At 62.4% G+C, this 16,207-nt stretch carries 12 protein-coding genes and 2 pseudogenes; 3 read left to right on the top strand and 11 right to left on the bottom strand.

The window, feature by feature from the left end; genetic code table 11:
• Nucleotides 1-14: 14 nt before the first annotated feature.
• From fabI to J5Y06_RS23480, 3 genes and pseudogenes are all read left to right on the top strand, one after another.
• Complete coding sequence (gene fabI, locus J5Y06_RS17980) at nt 15-824, top strand: enoyl-ACP reductase FabI (protein WP_209336575.1); 810 nt, start codon at nt 15-17, stop codon at nt 822-824.
• A 103-nt stretch (nt 825-927) separates the two neighbouring features.
• Nucleotides 928-1,563, top strand: a pseudogene (locus J5Y06_RS23485) (GGDEF domain-containing protein); the annotation flags it as partial.
• Between the two features lie 68 nt (nt 1,564-1,631).
• Nucleotides 1,632-2,444, top strand: a complete 813-nt coding sequence (locus J5Y06_RS23480) for a putative bifunctional diguanylate cyclase/phosphodiesterase (protein ID WP_342453455.1) — start codon at nt 1,632-1,634, stop codon at nt 2,442-2,444.
• Between the two features lie 8 nt (nt 2,445-2,452).
• On the opposite strand, the gene J5Y06_RS17970 is transcribed toward J5Y06_RS23480, so the two are convergent.
• The 11 genes and pseudogenes from J5Y06_RS17970 to nusA form a co-directional block, all read right to left on the bottom strand.
• The gene (locus tag J5Y06_RS17970; protein WP_209336574.1) at nt 2,453-3,463 is read right to left on the bottom strand and encodes a class I SAM-dependent methyltransferase; all 1,011 of its coding nucleotides are present in this window, start codon (nt 3,461-3,463) and stop codon (nt 2,453-2,455) included.
• A 74-nt stretch (nt 3,464-3,537) separates the two neighbouring features.
• Nucleotides 3,538-5,682, bottom strand: a complete 2,145-nt coding sequence (gene pnp / locus J5Y06_RS17965) for a polyribonucleotide nucleotidyltransferase (RefSeq protein ID WP_209336573.1) — start codon at nt 5,680-5,682, stop codon at nt 3,538-3,540.
• 284 nt (nt 5,683-5,966) lie between these two features.
• A complete protein-coding gene (gene rpsO, locus J5Y06_RS17960; RefSeq protein WP_209336572.1) occupies nt 5,967-6,236 on the bottom strand; it encodes a 30S ribosomal protein S15 in 270 nt (89 codons plus the stop codon).
• A gap of 137 nt (nt 6,237-6,373) precedes the next feature.
• Nucleotides 6,374-8,098: a sensor histidine kinase gene (locus J5Y06_RS17955; protein ID WP_245248073.1), complete on the bottom strand. Its 1,725-nt coding sequence runs from the start codon at nt 8,096-8,098 to the stop codon at nt 6,374-6,376.
• An 80-nt stretch (nt 8,099-8,178) separates the two neighbouring features.
• The gene (gene corA, locus J5Y06_RS17950; RefSeq protein WP_209336571.1) at nt 8,179-9,255 is read right to left on the bottom strand and encodes a magnesium/cobalt transporter CorA; all 1,077 of its coding nucleotides are present in this window, start codon (nt 9,253-9,255) and stop codon (nt 8,179-8,181) included.
• Nucleotides 9,256-9,321: 66 nt separating this feature from the next.
• Nucleotides 9,322-10,263, bottom strand: coding sequence for a tRNA pseudouridine(55) synthase TruB (gene truB / locus J5Y06_RS17945; RefSeq protein WP_209336570.1), 942 nt, complete (start codon nt 10,261-10,263; stop codon nt 9,322-9,324).
• Nucleotides 10,263-10,673, bottom strand: coding sequence for a 30S ribosome-binding factor RbfA (rbfA, locus tag J5Y06_RS17940; protein WP_209336569.1), 411 nt, complete (start codon nt 10,671-10,673; stop codon nt 10,263-10,265). Before rbfA ends, truB begins: the two co-directional genes overlap by 1 nt.
• 36 nt (nt 10,674-10,709) lie before the next feature.
• A complete protein-coding gene (locus J5Y06_RS17935) occupies nt 10,710-11,255 on the bottom strand; it encodes a hypothetical protein (protein ID WP_209336568.1) in 546 nt (181 codons plus the stop codon).
• 49 nt (nt 11,256-11,304) lie between these two features.
• Complete coding sequence (gene infB / locus J5Y06_RS17930; RefSeq protein WP_209336567.1) at nt 11,305-13,893, bottom strand: translation initiation factor IF-2; 2,589 nt, start codon at nt 13,891-13,893, stop codon at nt 11,305-11,307.
• A pseudogene (locus J5Y06_RS17925) lies at nt 13,890-14,561 on the bottom strand (RNA-binding protein); the annotation flags it as partial. The gene infB and the pseudogene J5Y06_RS17925, both read right to left, overlap by 4 nt.
• 12 nt (nt 14,562-14,573) lie before the next feature.
• Nucleotides 14,574-16,166: a transcription termination factor NusA gene (gene nusA / locus J5Y06_RS17920; protein ID WP_209336565.1), complete on the bottom strand. Its 1,593-nt coding sequence runs from the start codon at nt 16,164-16,166 to the stop codon at nt 14,574-14,576.
• Nucleotides 16,167-16,207 lie beyond the last annotated feature (41 nt).

The raw sequence follows: 16,207 nt of genomic DNA, 5'->3' as shown, positions 1-16,207 counted from the left end.
GCGCAGAGGCGGTCATGGAAGGTTTGATGCAGGGCAAGCGCGGCGTCATCATGGGCGTCGCCAACGACCATTCGATTGCCTGGGGTATTGCGCAGCAACTGCACAAGCACGGCGCCGAGATGGCCTTCACCTACCAGGGCGAAGCGCTCGGCAAGCGCGTGAAGCCGCTGGCCGAGAAGGTCGGCTCCGCGCTGACCATCCCCTGCGACGTGGAGGATTCTGCTTCCATCGAGTCTGCATTCGATGAGATCGCGGCGACTTGGCCGAAGATCGACTTCCTCGTGCATGCCATCGGGTTTTCCGACAAGAGCGAGCTGAAGGGTCTTTACGCCGACACCAGCAAGGCGAACTTCGTCCGCACCATGGTGATCTCCTGCTTCTCCTTCACGGAGGTTGCGCGCAAGGCAGCCACCATGATGGATGGCGCGGGTTCCATGATCACGCTGACCTATGGCGCTTCCATGCGCACCATGCCGAACTACAACGTCATGGGCGTGGCTAAGGCAGGCTTGGAAGCCTCGGTGCGTTACCTCGCGTCCGACTACGGCCCGCGCGGGATCCGCGTCAACGGTTTGTCGGCCGGGCCGGTGCGCACGCTTGCCGGTGCAGGCATTTCGGATGCGCGCCAGATGTTTGCTTTCCAGCAGCGCAACGCACCGCTGCGGCGACCGGTTTCGCTCGATGACATCGGGGGCTCCGCGCTTTATCTCCTGTCGGACCTGTCGAACGGCGTCACCGGTGAAATCCACTACGTGGATGCCGGCTACAACAGCGTTCTGATGCCGCGTTTGGCGGAACTGAAGAACGTAGGCGAAGCAGACTGACGGCCACGCACCCTCCTACAGGGAGCTCTAAAACAGAGTTCCTTGTTGGAAACGCATTATAAGGCTTTTGCGGGTTAGCTTGCGGCGTCGTTGGAATGACCGCATGTCAGAACTCAACCCGTCCCGGACGCCGCTTTTCCGCGTGATCACCGTTGCTGCGGCCGGTCTTGGCAGCTTCGTGCTTGCTTTTTGGGCGCTTCATGTTGGGCTCGGCGGGAATATTTCTGCGCTTTCGGCTCAGACACTGGCGTTTGTGATCGCCGCTCTCGGTGCCGCTGCCGCAGGCGCTGCGGCCCTGTCGTTCTTTGCCGGCGTCGATGAATCCGTCAACTACGTGTTCCGGGAAACGCAGGTCGACAAGCTGACCGGCATGCACGCACGCACGGCCATGATCGGCAAAACGGCCGAAGCCGCGGCCCAGTCGGTGAAAACCGGCGAACCGACCTTCCTGATCGACATCGACATCGATCGCTTCAAGCAGATCAACGATGCCATCGGCTACCAAACCGGCGATCGCCTGATCAAGCATTTCGCCAAGCGGCTCAAGGGGTACTTTCCGGCCGGCGTGGAGATCGGCCGGCTGGGCGCCGGAGAGTTCGGCGTCCTTTTGCCCGACCGCGCGGAAGTGGATGACATTGACCGCCTGATCGAAGGCCTGGTGGAAACCATGGCGGCGCCGTACCAGCTCGGAACGCATCTTCAGTCGGTCAACATTTCGGTTGGCGTTGTTGCCATTCCAAAGGACGGTGTCGACCCGATCCGCCTGCTGCGCCGCTCGAACCTTGCGCTTCAGCACGCACCGGCGGTATGGGAAGCTGGGCTGCCTATCATCCTGATATGGGCCAGGTCGCGGATTACCGGCAGTGGATCGAGTCCGAGCTGTCGATCGCCTTTGAACGCGGCGACTTCCACCTGCATTACCAGCCGCAGATCGACCTCAACACCAAGGCTGTGGTCGGCTACGAAGCCCTGATCCGCTGGCAGCACCCGGAACGCGGCACCATCCCGCCGATGGAGTTCATTCCGATCGCGGAAGAGACCGGCATGATCGTGCCGATCGGGGAATGGGTGTTGCGGACCGCCTGCCAGGACGCCTTGCGGCTGCCCGACACCTGCTTCGTTGCCGTCAACATCTCTCCCGTGCAGTTCATGGCACGCGATTTCGTTGACCTTGTGCGCAGTGCCTTGCACGACAGCGGCCTCGCACCACAGCGTCTTGAACTCGAAGTGACCGAAACGGCCATGATGCAGGACAAGACGCGCGCTGCGGCCATCATGAGCGAAGTGGTTGATATGGGCATCACGGTTGCCGTCGACGATTTCGGCACCGGATACTCAAACCTCAGCTATCTCATCGACTTCTCGTTCCAGAAGCTCAAGATCGACCGGTCCTTCGTCAGCCGTCTCGAAGCCGACGAAAACAGCGGCGCCGTGATTTCGACCATCGTCGGACTGTCCCGCGCGCTTGGCGTTGATACGATTGCTGAAGGCGTGGAAACCGAACATCAGGCGACGCTGCTGCGCGCTGCGGGCTGCCGCGTGGTACAAGGCTATCTGTTCGGGCGCCCTGAGCCCCTCCCGGAGCAGATCACGATCAAGGCCCTGCGCCTCGTTTCCTGACGCTCTTCTTAGCGGGTTCGTGGCCCTGCGCCCCACAAGACCTTGAAGCTGTCGTTGCGCGCCGTTTCGCCGGAAGCCGCAAAGACGCCCGCCAGGGCACGCTCGTAAGGCAGGGCTCGGTTCGCCACGAGAACAAGCCGGCCGTGCCCCTTCAAGGCCAGCGCAGCAGCCCGGATCATGGTGGCACCAAGATCCGGCTCCGCCTTCTGGCTTGACGCATGGAACGGCGGGTTCATTACAATCGCGTCGTAGCGACGGGTCACCGTCTCACTCGCCAGGTCATGCCAAAAGAAGCTGAACGGCCTGCGGGATCCGGCAAGTGCTTCTTTCGCCGCCTCCAGAGCCGCGTGGTCGGCTTCATAAAGGTCGATGCTCCGAATGGGGTCGCGGGTTTCCAGCGCAGCTGCCAGGTAGCCCCAGCCCGCACAGAAATCAGCCACATCACCTTTGAGGTCCGCCGGCAGGTGTTCGGCCAGAAACTGCGAGCCTGCGTCCGCATGCCCGTGCGAAAACATGCCAGGACGCGTCTGAAAGCGGTTATCCACCAGCACCGGCTCCGGCAGCGGCATTGTTTGGCCGCCAGCCTGCAGCCAGAACACCGTGCCATGGTGCTTTGCGGCATGGTTCTGAACGGCCAGTTGATTGGTCATGCGCTTGCGCAGGCTGTCCGCACCGTCCTTTTTGGAAGCAGCCACCACGATCAGCCCGCCGGCTTTTGCGCGCCTCAGCGCTTCCGCGATCCACCCCTCGTTTTGACCTCGATGCTTGCTGCCTTGCACGAGCACCAAATCGTAGTTGTCGCCGTCCGGCTCCGGGACAACAGCCCTTCCCTGTCGCTTCAGCATCAGGAAGTCCGGCCGAAACCCTTGCACGCAGGTGAGCTCAGCTCCAAAGCCGTCCGGCAGTCGAAAGCCTGGCCGCGCGCCAAGGAAAAGCACACGCTCGCTCGGCCCCGGGACGGGCAAGTCACCGGCTTCAAAGGGGTGGAATAGGGTGCGCCAGGTTTGGTCGGCTTGCATGGTCGATCTTTGGTAAGAGAAAGGCGCGCTCCTTGCGAAGCGCGCCTGTTCTTGGGTCAGAGCACTGGAAAAGCTCAGGCGGCGTCTTCGTCGCCTTCCTTCTTCTTTTCCTTGGCCGTTTCCTTGCCGGTGGACTGGTCCACGACCTTCATCGACAAGCGAACCTTGCCGCGCTCATCGAAGCCCATCAGCTTGACGTAGACCTTCTGCCCTTCCTTCACGACGTCCGTGGTCTTGGCCACGCGCTCGTCGGACAGCTGCGAGATGTGCACCAGGCCGTCACGCGGGCCGAAGAAGTTCACGAAAGCGCCGAAGTCGGCGGTCTTCACGACCGTGCCTTCGTAGATCTCGCCCACTTCCGGCTCGGCCACGATGGTGTGGATCCACTTGCGGGCCGCCTCGATCTCCTTGGCGGAAGACGACGCGATCTTCACCGTGCCGTCATCCTCGATGTTGATCTTGGCGCCGGTCTTTTCGACGATCTCGCGGATCACCTTGCCGCCCGAACCAATGACATCCCGGATCTTGTCCGTCGGGATCTGCATGACTTCAATGCGCGGCGCGAACTCGCCGAGTTCGGACCGGCCTTCCGTCAGCGCCTTTGCCATCTCGCCGAGGATGTGGATACGGCCATCCTTGGCCTGGCCAAGTGCCACCTGCATGATCTCCTCGGTGATGCCATCGATCTTGATGTCCATCTGCAGCGAGGTGATGCCGTTTTCCGTGCCCGCGACCTTGAAGTCCATGTCGCCGAGGTGATCTTCGTCACCCAGGATGTCCGACAGAACTGCGAAGCGATCGCCTTCCTTGATCAGGCCCATGGCGATGCCGGCCACCGGACGCTGCAGCGGAACGCCTGCATCCATGAGGGCCAGCGAGGTGCCGCAAACGGTTGCCATGGACGACGAGCCGTTCGATTCGGTAATCTCGGACACCGCCCGCAGCGTGTAAGGGAACTGTTCGGCAGTCGGCAGCATCGGACGGATGGCGCGCCAGGCGAGCTTGCCGTGGCCGATTTCGCGGCGGCCGGGCGAACCCATGCGGCCGGTTTCGCCAACCGAATAGGGCGGGAAGTTGTAGTGAAGGAGGAACCGCTCCTTGTACATGCCCGTCAGGCTGTCGACATACTGCTCGTCTTCGCCGGTGCCGAGCGTGGCAACAACCAGCGCCTGGGTTTCACCACGCGTGAACAGCGCCGAACCGTGCGTGCGCGGCAGAACACCGACTTCCGAAACAATGGCGCGAACCGTCTTGAGGTCGCGGCCATCGATGCGGCTGCCGGTGTCGAGGATGTTCCAGCGAACGATCTTGGCCTGGAGTTCCTTGAACACCGCGCCAACGTCTTCGGCAGAATACTCGCCCTCGCCATCTTCCGGCAGGAGAGCAGCCTTTACCTTCGCCTTGGCAGCATCAACGGCGGTGTAGCGGTCCTGCTTGTCGATGATCTTGTAGGCCGCGCGGAGATCCTGCTCGGCAATTTCGAGGATCTTGGCTTCGAGTGCGGAGTGATCGGCAACGGAGTGCTCGCGCGGCTCGTTGGCAGCCACTTCGGCGAGCTTGATGATGGCGTCCAGAACCGGCTTGAAGCCCTTCTGGCCAAACACCACAGCGCCGAGCATGACGTCTTCCGGCAGTTCCTGGGCTTCCGATTCCACCATCAGAACGGCGTCGGCGGTGCCGGCCACAACGAGGTCGAGCTTGGATTCCGGCATCTCGTCCAGATGCGGGTTCAAGATGTATTCGCCGTTGACGTAGCCAACGCGTGCGCCGCCGATCGGGCCCATGAAAGGCACGCCCGAGATGGTCAGCGCAGCAGAAGCCGCAACCATCGACAGGATGTCTGGATTGTTCTCGAGGTCATGCTGGAGAACGGTGACGATCACCTGCGTGTCGTTCTTGTAGCCTTCCGCGAAAAGGGGGCGAATCGGCCGGTCGATCAGGCGCGAGACCAGCGTCTCGTTTTCGGACGGACGGCCTTCACGCTTGAAGTAGCCGCCCGGGATCTTGCCGGCGGCAAATGTCTTTTCCTGATAGTTGACGGTCAGCGGAAAGAAGTCCTGACCCGGCTTCGGCGCCTTTGCCGACACGACGGTCGCCAGAACGACCGTTTCGCCATAGGTAGCGAGAACCGCGCCGTCAGCCTGACGCGCGATCTTGCCGGTTTCGAGGGTCAGCGGACGCCCACCCCATTCGATTTCAACTTTGTGGTGCTTGAACATATCTCGTCCTCTTTGTGCCGGCCGTTCGCGCATCTGTCGGCGCGAAACCCTATCCGGCTCCTACGGGCGAACCCGCCACGGGCAAGACAACGGGAAGCTCGGTTGAGAGCCACCTGCAATCCTGCCCCATGACCGGTTCAGGAGGGTTCCTTCCGGCGATCTGCCCTAGGGAACCTCAGGATCGACCATCGATCCTTACGCGATCGGCCGGCGACCCGCTGGGGATCGCCGGCTGACCAGATTAAGCCGTCACGAATGCAGCGCCATGGGGCTGCGCGAGACGATCAACGACGCAGGCCGAGCTTTTCGATCAGCGTCTGATAGCGCCCGCTGTCCTTGCCATTAAGATAGTCAAGGAGACGGCGGCGCTGCGACACGAGCTTCAGGAGGCCACGACGGGAGTGGTTGTCCTTCTTGTGGTCCTTGAAGTGCTCGGTCAGGTTGCGGATCCGCTCGGAAAGGATCGCCACCTGGACTTCCGGAGACCCGGTGTCGCCCTTGGCGGTCGCGTATTCCTGCAGCAATTCCTGTTTGCGCTCGGCAGTGATCGACATCGGATGTTCCTTTCTAAAGGGAGGAAGGGGACGCCTGCGGCCGGGATGTCGTCCAGCGGAGGCCTTGAAAGCCTGCGGCCAATTGCCGAAAGCTGGCGCGCATATAAGGGAAGTGCCGGTGTTTTACCAGCCTTTTGTTAGGCGCGCTCCGCGCCGGACTCCGCTGGTGCGTCCTGTTCCAGCCGGGCGAGCGGGATCACGAACACCCATTCCAAACCGTCCTCATGCATGGTGCGGGTGATTTCCGCGTCAAGTGCGCGCCCAACCATGCGCTCGATCACCTCCGTCCCGAACCCGCGTCGTTCGGCAGGCTTTTCCAATCCGGCAACCGTTTCGCGCCAGCGCAAGGTGAGCTGTTCCGCCGAAAGCGTCCAGTTGACATCAATCCGGCCGCTCCCACCAGCGAAAGCGCCATATTTTGCGGCATTCGTTGCCAGCTCATGGAAAGCCATGCCGAGCGTCTGGGCCGTGTGGTGCCCCAGGCGGAACACCGGACCCGTGATGGACAAGCGGCTCGCGCTGTCGGGGCGAAACGGCTCGAGTTGCGCGCAAACGAGATCGCGCAGTTCCACGCCGCCGACGCCACCAGCAATCAGGAGGTCGGTAGATCGGGCGAGGCCCTGGATGCGCTTTTGGAAACTCTCCTGGAAGTCAGGAAAGGACGTCGCGTTGCGCGCCGACTGCTTGGCGATGGAAGACACCACCGTCAGCTGGTTCTTCGAGCGGTGCGCAACCTCCCGCATCAGGAAACGGATCTCGTTTTCCGCCGATTGCCGCTCCCGTGACGCGTCTGCCAAAGCCTGCGCCACGACGTTGACTTCCGCCACTGGATAGGTGCGCATCTCTACGAGCTCGCCGGTTCCCAGGCGTTTGGCATCCAGTGCAAGGCCCCGCACCGAACGCGCTATCTGGCGCGCGAGGTAGAGAGCCGCCAGCATCACCACCGCAATCACGATCCCGCCGCCGACCAGGAGAAGCAGCAACGCGCGCCTTGTTGATCGCGATGCATCCTGGCTCGAGATCCAGGACACGACCCACCATCCCGAAGACGGGGAAGGACTAATCACGACCTCGTAGTCGCGCTCGCCGACGGTTTTCCAAAAGTGCTCTGGATCGGTGTGGCTTTGGAGGTCGAGATCAAGAAAGAAGGGCTGCGCGATTTCCGTGCTTCCGCTGGTGGAGGCGAGCACCTTTCCTCCGCGATCAAGCAAGGCCGTGCTCCAGCCGTTGCCGCTCCTGCCCTGCTGCAGGAGGCGCTGCAGGTTCTCGGCGTTCTGCGTCAGAATCAACGCCGGCACCCGCCCCTCCTCCGGCACGGGCATCACCACGTTGAAGACCCAAGTTTGCGCGGTGCGCCCGAAAAAGATGTCGGAGATCACAGGCTGTCGGCTGTCGACTGCGTGTTGCACAGCGGCCGGGTTGGACGTCTGACCCAACGCCTGCCCGATCGGCACGCGCGTGTTGAAGATCTGGTTGAAATCGGGATCCACAAGAATCAGGTGGCCGCCACTTCCCGCAAGCGAAGAGCGCGCCCAATCGTAGAGTTCGCGGATGCGCCCTTCGCGCAGCGAAGGTGCGGTGGAAATCACCCGCAGCGTGGTGATCATGCCCGTGATTTCGCGCTCTACCGACTCGGCGATCGAATTGGTTGCCGCTTCCGCCAGCGTATCCACGACTTCCATCTGCGCGCGGGCGTTGCTTTGCAGCAGAACGATGCTGAAGGCGAGGATCGGTGCGATGGCGATGGCCACAAGCAGCACGAGCAGCGCCGAAATGGTTCTTCGCGGATGCACGCCGGCAAGCGTCAGCCTGCCGCGGCTTTCCGCGGGAACCCCATCAGGAAGCCCGGTGTTTTCCGCCAAGAACCCGCTCTTCCCCTCGGAACGACGGCAGCAGGCCAGGCGCCTGAACCGGTATTGCAGTCATACCCCGTCTATAGCGCCTAAAGCCAGCGACGCCAACGAAAGTAGGCGACGAGCAGGATCGCAACCAAGCCCATCACCCCCAAAGCAAAGGGATAGCCATAATACCATTGCAGTTCCGGCATGTTCCAGGGCGACACCTCGGGATCGAAGTTCATACCCCAGATGCCGGCCAGGAAGGTCAGAGGGATGAAGATCGTGGACACGATGGTCAGGAGGTTGATCACGTCATTCGTGCGTGCCTGGGCAATCGACATGTGCATCTCGATCAAGTTCGTCACCGTGTCGCGATAGGTTTCCGCGAGGCTCAGTTGCGTGGTGACATGGTCCAGCGTGTCATTCAGGTAAAGCTTGGTTTCCGCCGTCACGTAGCGCGCGTCCGAACGGGTCAAACCGGCCACGGCATCGCGCAAGGGAGAAAGCCACCGCTTCATCGTGGTAGTATCGCGCCGCAGTTGGTGAAGCTGCGACATCTGTTGTTTGTCCCAGTTCCCAAAGACGTCCTCTTCAAGCGCCTCGACCGCGGTTCCCGCCGCTTCAAGGGAAGGGAAGTAGCTGTCGATGATTGTGTCCATCAGCGCATAAGCCAGATAATCGCCTTTCCGCGTTCTGAGGCGGTTCGGCCCTTCGGTTTCCAGACGCTTGCGCACGGGATCGAACGGATCGCCGGAGCGCTCCTGGAAAGTCACCACGAAGCTTTCGCCGAAAAAAACCGAGATCTGCTCGAAGCGGTTTGAGGGTTGATCGTCGGTGGCGTGGAGCACAACAAAGGCATGCTCGTCGTAGAAGTCGGTTTTCGGCCGCTGCCCGGTATTGACGGTATCTTCCAGCGCCAGGGGATGAAGATCGAAGATCTTCCCCAGTTCGGAGATCAGCGCCACATCCGCCAGGCCCACGCAATCAACCCAGATCAGCGGCCACTCGCCTTTTAGTGCCTTCACCTCGGCGAGGCTCACGCGCGACACGGCCTTGTACCCGTCAGGGGCAATCACGGTCACGGAAAGGGCGGGCTCAATCGCGGTCGGATCGGCAATCAGGGTTCCCGGCGGCGCGCCGACCGGCGACCGCCTTTTCTGCCGCTTCTTGCCGATATGCATGCACGCCGTTCCCATCCCGCAAGCACCATAATCTAGGCGTGAGGGAGAGGCCGTCCAGCATTGGTCTCAGGCGGTAAACACCCGTTTTGGCTTGAATTGTCCGGCTTCGACGCTGCCGATCGCCACGAGCTTTCCCCGCGCGGTGGCACAAGCCTCGTCGGCTTCCACGGGCGCGTCGCGGCCTCGAACAATCACAGGATTGCCGAGCCGGACCCGCGCCGCCGCATCGTCGGTTAGCGCCACCTGTGGCAGGCAGTCCAGCGCTGCCGCCGTTTCGACGAGGTAGTCGTCAAGCGCGGAAAAATCCGGTGCGGTTTCTTCATCGCCGATTGCGGGCCGCGCTTCCTGCAGTTCTTCCACCGTGACGAAATCGTCTTGGGTGAAGGGATCCACGATCAAACGCCTCAAAGTGGCAATGTGCCCGAAGCAGCCCAGGTCGCGGCCAAGATCGCGAGCGAGGGAGCGCACATAGGTGCCCTTGCCGCACTCCACCTCGAGCTCGGTTGCTCCGTTGCTGTGGCTGACGATTTCCAGCCGGTCGATCTCGACTTCGCGCGCTGGTATCTCGATCGCTTCGCCGCCGCGGGCGAGATCATAAGCGCGCTCGCCGGCAATCTTGATCGCCGAGAAGGCCGGCGGAACCTGGCTGATCACCCCAAGATAATTCGGCAGAAGCGCTTCGACCTGATCCCGGGTGGGACGCTGATCCGATGTTTGCGTCGGCACGCCTTCCAGATCGTCTGTGTTGCGTTCCTCGCCCCAAGCCACCGTAAACCGGTAGATCTTGGTGCCATCCATGACATAAGGCACAGTCTTGGTGGCCTCGCCCAGCGCGATTGGCAGCATCCCGGACGCGAGAGGATCAAGTGTTCCGGCGTGCCCCGCCTTGTCGGCGTTGAACAGCCACTTCACCTTGGCCACCGCTTCCGTGGAGCCCATGCCGACCGGCTTGTCGAGCACGACCCAACCAGAAACCGGCCGGCCCTTCTTTTTACCGCGACGACCCATCAGTTCTGATCCTCGTCGCCATCCTCATCGAGGTCGCGCGCCACTTCCGGCGAGCGCAGAAGGGCGTCGATCTTGGCGTAGTTGTCGAAGCTGGTGTCCAGCCGAAAGCGGACCTCCGGCATGTATTTCATCTGGCGGAGCGCATGGCTGATGCGGCCGCGCACGAACTTGGCGTTGTGGTTAAGCGCGGCGATCACCGCCTCATCGTCCTTGGCGCCCAGCGGCGACACAAAGGCGGTAGCGATCTTCAGGTCCGGCGACATGCGCACTTCAGAGACCGAGATCACCGTCGTTTCCACCACGTCGTCGCGTATTTCCCCCCGCTGCAACACGTCGGAAATGGCGTGGCGAACTTGTTCGCCGACGCGCAACTGTCGCTGGGAAGGTCCTTTGGAACCGCTTGCGGCCATGGTTCTACGAAACTCCAAGTGAAGAAAAGCGCGCCGTCAGCGCGGATCAAGTTCTTGCGGTAACCGACGTCTGGCCTTTGCCACAGCATCCACCATCTGCAGGCCCCACACATTCATTTCGTCCAGGTCGGCAAAGGCGCCGATCGGAACGATGATGGTTTCGCGCTTGCGCTGCAGAAAAACATGCTGCGGCCCGAACAGAACATCCGAGATGCTCGTCAGGGGAATCTCGCGGCGGATGTCGCCGCTCGTTTCCACCAGATGGGTCTCGTGGACTTCCAGGATCGTTTCACCCTCCGGCGCCACGACCCGATCGGCACGCCTGCGCACCCGCCACGTCGGGATCATGATCCCCGCCATCAAGGCCAGCAGCAACAGGCCGATGGTGGTGATCCACCAGAGCGTCAGGTCCATGGTGGGCGGCAGGCTTGCGATGATTAAACCGACGGCCCCGATCATGAGCGTCAAGCCCGCCTTGAGCGGGAAATCCAGCTTCGCCGTTTGGAACTCGCAAGCCACGAGATCATCGCGGCTGAGCCTGTAGCTCAGCCGCCGGGTCGCATGGCCTGCAGAGTTGTCCATCGCGGCCCTCCCCGGGCGCTCGCCCGAGGATGGCGAGGATGTCGGTCGATCAAAGCGAACGCGTTACCATTTCGACGCGGAAGCACTCGATGACGTCGCCCTGGCGAATGTCCTCGTAGTTCTGGAAGGCCATGCCGCATTCCTGGCCGACCGGCACTTCGCCGACTTCGTCCTTAAAGCGCTTCAGGGTCTTCAGCGTGCCTTCGTGGATCACGACGTTGTCGCGGATCAGGCGAACGCCTGCGCCACGCTCCACCTTGCCTTCGGTGACACGGCAACCCGCGACCTTGCCGGTCTTCGTGATGTTGAAGACTTCGAGGATCTCGGCATTGCCAATGAAGGTTTCGCGACGCTCCGGCGACAGGAGACCTGACATCGCCTGCTTCACGTCATCCACGAGGTTGTAGATGATGTTGTAGTAGCGAACCTCAATGCCTTCCTGGTCGGCGGCCGTACGCGCCTGCTTGTTGGCACGCACGTTGAAGCCGATGATCACGGCATTCGATGTTTCGGCCAGCGACACGTCGCTTTCGGTGATAGCACCGGCACCCACATGAACGATGCGCGCGCGCACTTCGTCCGTGCCGAGCTTTTCCAGCGCCGCCACGATGGCTTCGGCCGAGCCCTGAACGTCGGCCTTGATGACCAGCGGGAACTCCTTCAGGCCGGTGTTCTGCAGCTGCGACATCATCTGCTCGAGCGAACCACGCTGGCCGGACTGCCGCGCAACCGCCTTGTCGCGTGCAACACGCTGGCGGTACTCGGAGATCTCGCGCGCCCGGGCCTCGGTCTCGACAACGGCGAAGCGGTCACCCGCCGACGGCGTGCCGGAAAGACCCAGCACCTCGACTGGCATGGAAGGCGGCGCCAGCTGCACGGTCTTGCCCTGGTCGTTCACCAAAGCGCGCACTTTGCCGTAGACGTTGCCGGCAACAAGGATGTCGCCCGTTTTCAGCGTTCCGGTTTGCACCAGGATCGTCGCCACCGGGCCGCGGCCCTTGTCGAGCTGGGCTTCGATCACCACGCCTTCGGCCGTCCGGTTCGGATTGGCCTTCAGGTCGAGGATTTCGGTTTGCAGCAGGATCGCCTCGAGCAGGTTGTCGAGACCAGCGCCCGTTTTCGCGGACACCTCGACGTCGAGCACTTCACCGCCCATCGATTCCACGAAAACTTCGTGCTGCAGAAGCTGGGTGCGAACGCGCTGCGCGTCAGCCGACGGCTTGTCGATCTTGTTGATCGCCACGATGATCGGCACACCGGCCGCCTTGGCATGGCTGATCGATTCAATGGTTTGCGGCATCACGCTGTCGTCGGCCGCCACCACCAGAATGGCGATGTCGGTTGCCTGCGCGCCACGGGCACGCATGGCCGTGAAGGCTTCGTGGCCCGGTGTGTCCAGGAAGGTGATCTTCTGGCCGTTCTTTTCGACCTGGTATGCGCCGATGTGCTGGGTGATGCCACCGGCCTCACCCTTCACGACGTTTGCACTGCGGATCGCATCCAGAAGCGACGTCTTGCCGTGATCGACGTGGCCCATGATGGTGACCACGGGCGACCGGGTTTCCTGCGTGTCTTCTTCGTCGCGGATGTTGAACAGGCCTTCCTCGATGTCGGAATCCGCCACACGGCGAACGGTGTGACCGAATTCGCTCGCGATGAGTTCCGCCGTGTCGGCGTCCAGCACGCTGCCTGGGGTCATCATCTGACCCTGCTTCATGAAATACTTGATCAGATCCACGGCGCGCTCGGACATGCGGCTGGCCAGTTCCTGAACCGTGATCGTTTCCGGCAGGACCACTTCCCGCGAGATCTTTTCGCGCTCGCCCTGCTGCATGGCGCGCTTGAACTTCTCCTGGCGGCGACGCATCGACGAAAGCGAGCGCGACCGACCATCGCCGTCAGCGGTTGCTGAGGTCAGCGTCAGCTTGCCGCGACGGCGATCCTCTTCCCCCTTGGTCTTGGTGGGCTTGGCCGGCGCGACTTCGGGCTTCAACGGAGCGCGACGGATATCGCCAAGTCCGACACCTGGCGCACGGGGAGCAGCGGCCGGGGCAGCGGTTGGCGTGCGCGACTTCGGCGCAGGCGCTTCTTCCTCATCGTCGGCCACTTCGGGCTGGCGACGGCGCGCTTCTTCTTCCGCACGACGACGGGCTTCGGCTTCGGCCTGCAAGCGGGCTTCTTCTTCAGCCTGGCGGCGCGCGGATTCCACGCGCTCGCGCTGCCGGCGTTCTTCTTCCTCGGCGCGACGCTTGGCGTCCTCAACGGCGCGGGCACGCTCTTCCACTTCGCGAACCTTGGCGTCCTCGAGCGCACGACGGCGCGCATCCATTTCGCCACGCGAGAGCGAATTCAGCACGACGCCGCCACGATCAACGGGGGCCGGGCGTGGGCGCTGTTCGACATTCGGCGGTGGCGCGACGGTCAGTGTCGGCTTCGGCGCGGATGGCGTGATCACAGGCGCAGCTTCGCGCTCGCCGGGCGACGAGAACTTGCGCTTCTTTGTTTCGACGACCACCGACTTGGTGCGGCCGTGGCTGAAGTTCTGACGCACGGTGCCCTGTTCGATCCCTGGGCGCTTGAGCGTCAGCGTCTTCTTCGGCGTCACCGTCAGTGTCTTGTCGTCTTTCGTATCGGTCATTCCGTATCCTCAGCGGTGTCGCCCTCGACTACCGCACCTGTTAGCGGGCCATCGGGGAAACCGCCCCGAAATCGTTCGAGCGCCACCACGCGCTTCGCAGCCGCTTGCCCCGCGTCTCCCGCGAGGACGGCAGCATGTATCACATTTGTGCCCCCCAATGCCAAACTCATTTCGGCTTCCGAAAAGAGTTTGTAGGCCTCGATCGAGGGGCCTCCCAGATGAACCGTCGCGCGACGCGCGTTGGCGATCTTGCGGATGCCGTCATCAGAGGCTTCGGTGGCATGCAGCACCAGCAGCGCCTCGCCGCTGCGGACCGCGCTGTCGACCTTTGCCGATCCCAGCGCGATCTTGCCGGCCTTGCGAGCCAGGCCGATTGCTCCCAACGCCGACTTCGCCATCAGCGCGTCGACATTTGCACCCAGTTCCGGTGCCGCCTGCACCTCTGCTTTCAGCGCGCGGCGGAACAGGTTCTTCTTGGCCGCCTGGTCGACATGGGCTCGGTCAGCGGTGACCCAGCATCCACGGCCAGGCAGCTTGCGCTTCAGATCGGGAACAACGGACATGTCGGGACCGGCGACGAAGCGAAGCAAACTGCCCGCGTCGCCCGCACGCCGTGTCACTATACATGTGCGTTCTTGCGTTTGTTTCAAGCGTTTCCGCTCCCGATCCCAGTCTCATGATCAGGCCGACGCCGTCTCGGCTTCCTCTTCGGAAGCCTCGACCTCGTCTTCGGTGATCCAGCCAGCCTTGCGGCGGGCTTCCACGATCATGGCTTCGGCTTCCGCGCGCGACACTTCGAAGTCGGCCAGAACGCCCGGGAAAAACTTGGTTTCGCCGTCCTTGCGTTCCTTCCAGCCCGTCAAGTCGTCAACCGCATAGCCGGCAAAGTCTTCAATCGTCTTCACGCCGTCTTCGCCGAGCTTGACCATGATGGCGGTGGTGATGCCGGTGATCTCGCGCAACTCGTCCTCGACACCGAGCGCGCGGCGCTTCTCGTCGTGCTCGCCTTCGATGCGCTCGAGATATTCGCGCGCCCGTGCCTGGATTTCGCTGGCGGTGTCCTCGTCAAAGCCGTCGATCGAAGCGATCTCGTCCTGCTCGACATAAGCCACTTCTTCCACCGTGGTGAAGCCTTCGGAGGCGAGCACCTGGCCCACCATCTCGTCGACGTTGAGGGCTTCCATGAACAGGTTGGAACGCTCCACGAATTCCTTCTGGCGGCGCTCGCTTTCCTCCTGTTCGGTCAGGATGTCGATGTCCCAGCCGGTCAGCTGCGAGGCAAGGCGCACGTTCTGTCCGCGACGGCCGATCGCCAGCGAAAGCTGGTCGTTCGGCACCACGACCTCGATGCGCTCGGCATCCTCATCAAGCACCACCTTGGCGACTTCCGCCGGCTGAAGGGCGTTGACGATGAAGGAAGCGGCATCCTGCGACCAGGGAATGATGTCGATCTTTTCGCCCTGCAGTTCCCCAACCACGGCCTGCACGCGCGAGCCACGCATACCGACGCAGGCGCCAACCGGATCGATGGACGAGTCGCGGCTGATAACAGCGATCTTGGCGCGCGAGCCGGGGTCGCGGGCGACCGACTTGATCTCGATGATGCCTTCATAGATTTCCGGCACTTCCATGGTGAAGAGCTTTGCCATGAACTGCGGATGGGTGCGCGACAGGAAGATCTGCGGTCCGCGCTGTTCGCGGCGCACGTCGTAGACATAAGCGCGCACGCGGTCGCCGTATTTGTAGTTTTCGCGCGGGATCAGCTCGTCGCGGCGGATGATGGCTTCGCCACGGCCGAGATCCACGATCACATTGCCGTATTCGACGCGCTTCACCGTGCCGTTGACGATCTCGCTGATGCGGTCCTTGTATTCGTCGAACTGGCGGTCACGCTCGGCTTCGCGCACCTTTTGCACGATCACCTGCTTGGCCGACTGCGCCGCGATGCGGCCAAACTCCATCGGCGGCAGCTGTTCGGCCAGGAAATCGCCGACCTGCGCATCCGGATTGCGCTCGCGCGCCGTAAGAAGCGCGACTTCCTTATCGTAGTCCTCGACGGTTTCCACGACTTCCATCAGGCGCTGCAGCTTCATCTCGCCGGTTTGCGGATTGATGTCGGCGCGGATGTTGGTTTCCTGACCGTAGCGGGCGCGTGCCGCCTTCTGGATGGCATCCGCCATGGCAGCGATAACGATCGACTTGTCGATCGACTTTTCGCGCGCAACCGCATCGGCGATTTGCAGCAGTTCCAGCCTGTTTGCACTTACAGCCATTGTTTTGTCTCCCGATCATCCGGCGTCACGGACGCCCTGGA

Source organism: Tianweitania sediminis (assembly GCF_017813335.1).
Classification (GTDB): domain Bacteria; phylum Pseudomonadota; class Alphaproteobacteria; order Rhizobiales; family Rhizobiaceae; genus Tianweitania; species Tianweitania sediminis.
The sequence above is the reverse complement of the archived record's forward strand: the minus strand, read 5'-3'. Positions and strand labels throughout refer to the sequence as shown.

What these genes read in the sequence shown, in the direction of transcription:
- nusA (WP_209336565.1), bottom strand. Translation starts at nt 16,166, where the DNA reads ATGGCTGTAAGTGCAAACAGGCTGGAACTGCTGCAAATCGCCGATGCG.
- J5Y06_RS23480 (WP_342453455.1), top strand. Translation starts at nt 1,632, where the DNA reads ATGGGAAGCTGGGCTGCCTATCATCCTGATATGGGCCAGGTCGCGGAT.
- pnp (WP_209336573.1), bottom strand. Translation starts at nt 5,682, where the DNA reads ATGTTCAAGCACCACAAAGTTGAAATCGAATGGGGTGGGCGTCCGCTG.
- corA (WP_209336571.1), bottom strand. Translation starts at nt 9,255, where the DNA reads ATGCATATCGGCAAGAAGCGGCAGAAAAGGCGGTCGCCGGTCGGCGCG.
- rpsO (WP_209336572.1), bottom strand. Translation starts at nt 6,236, where the DNA reads ATGTCGATCACTGCCGAGCGCAAACAGGAATTGCTGCAGGAATACGCG.
- J5Y06_RS17935 (WP_209336568.1), bottom strand. Translation starts at nt 11,255, where the DNA reads ATGGACAACTCTGCAGGCCATGCGACCCGGCGGCTGAGCTACAGGCTC.
- J5Y06_RS17970 (WP_209336574.1), bottom strand. Translation starts at nt 3,463, where the DNA reads ATGCAAGCCGACCAAACCTGGCGCACCCTATTCCACCCCTTTGAAGCC.
- fabI (WP_209336575.1), top strand. Translation starts at nt 15, where the DNA reads ATGGAAGGTTTGATGCAGGGCAAGCGCGGCGTCATCATGGGCGTCGCC.
- infB (WP_209336567.1), bottom strand. Translation starts at nt 13,893, where the DNA reads ATGACCGATACGAAAGACGACAAGACACTGACGGTGACGCCGAAGAAG.
- truB (WP_209336570.1), bottom strand. Translation starts at nt 10,263, where the DNA reads ATGGGTCGTCGCGGTAAAAAGAAGGGCCGGCCGGTTTCTGGTTGGGTC.
- rbfA (WP_209336569.1), bottom strand. Translation starts at nt 10,673, where the DNA reads ATGGCCGCAAGCGGTTCCAAAGGACCTTCCCAGCGACAGTTGCGCGTC.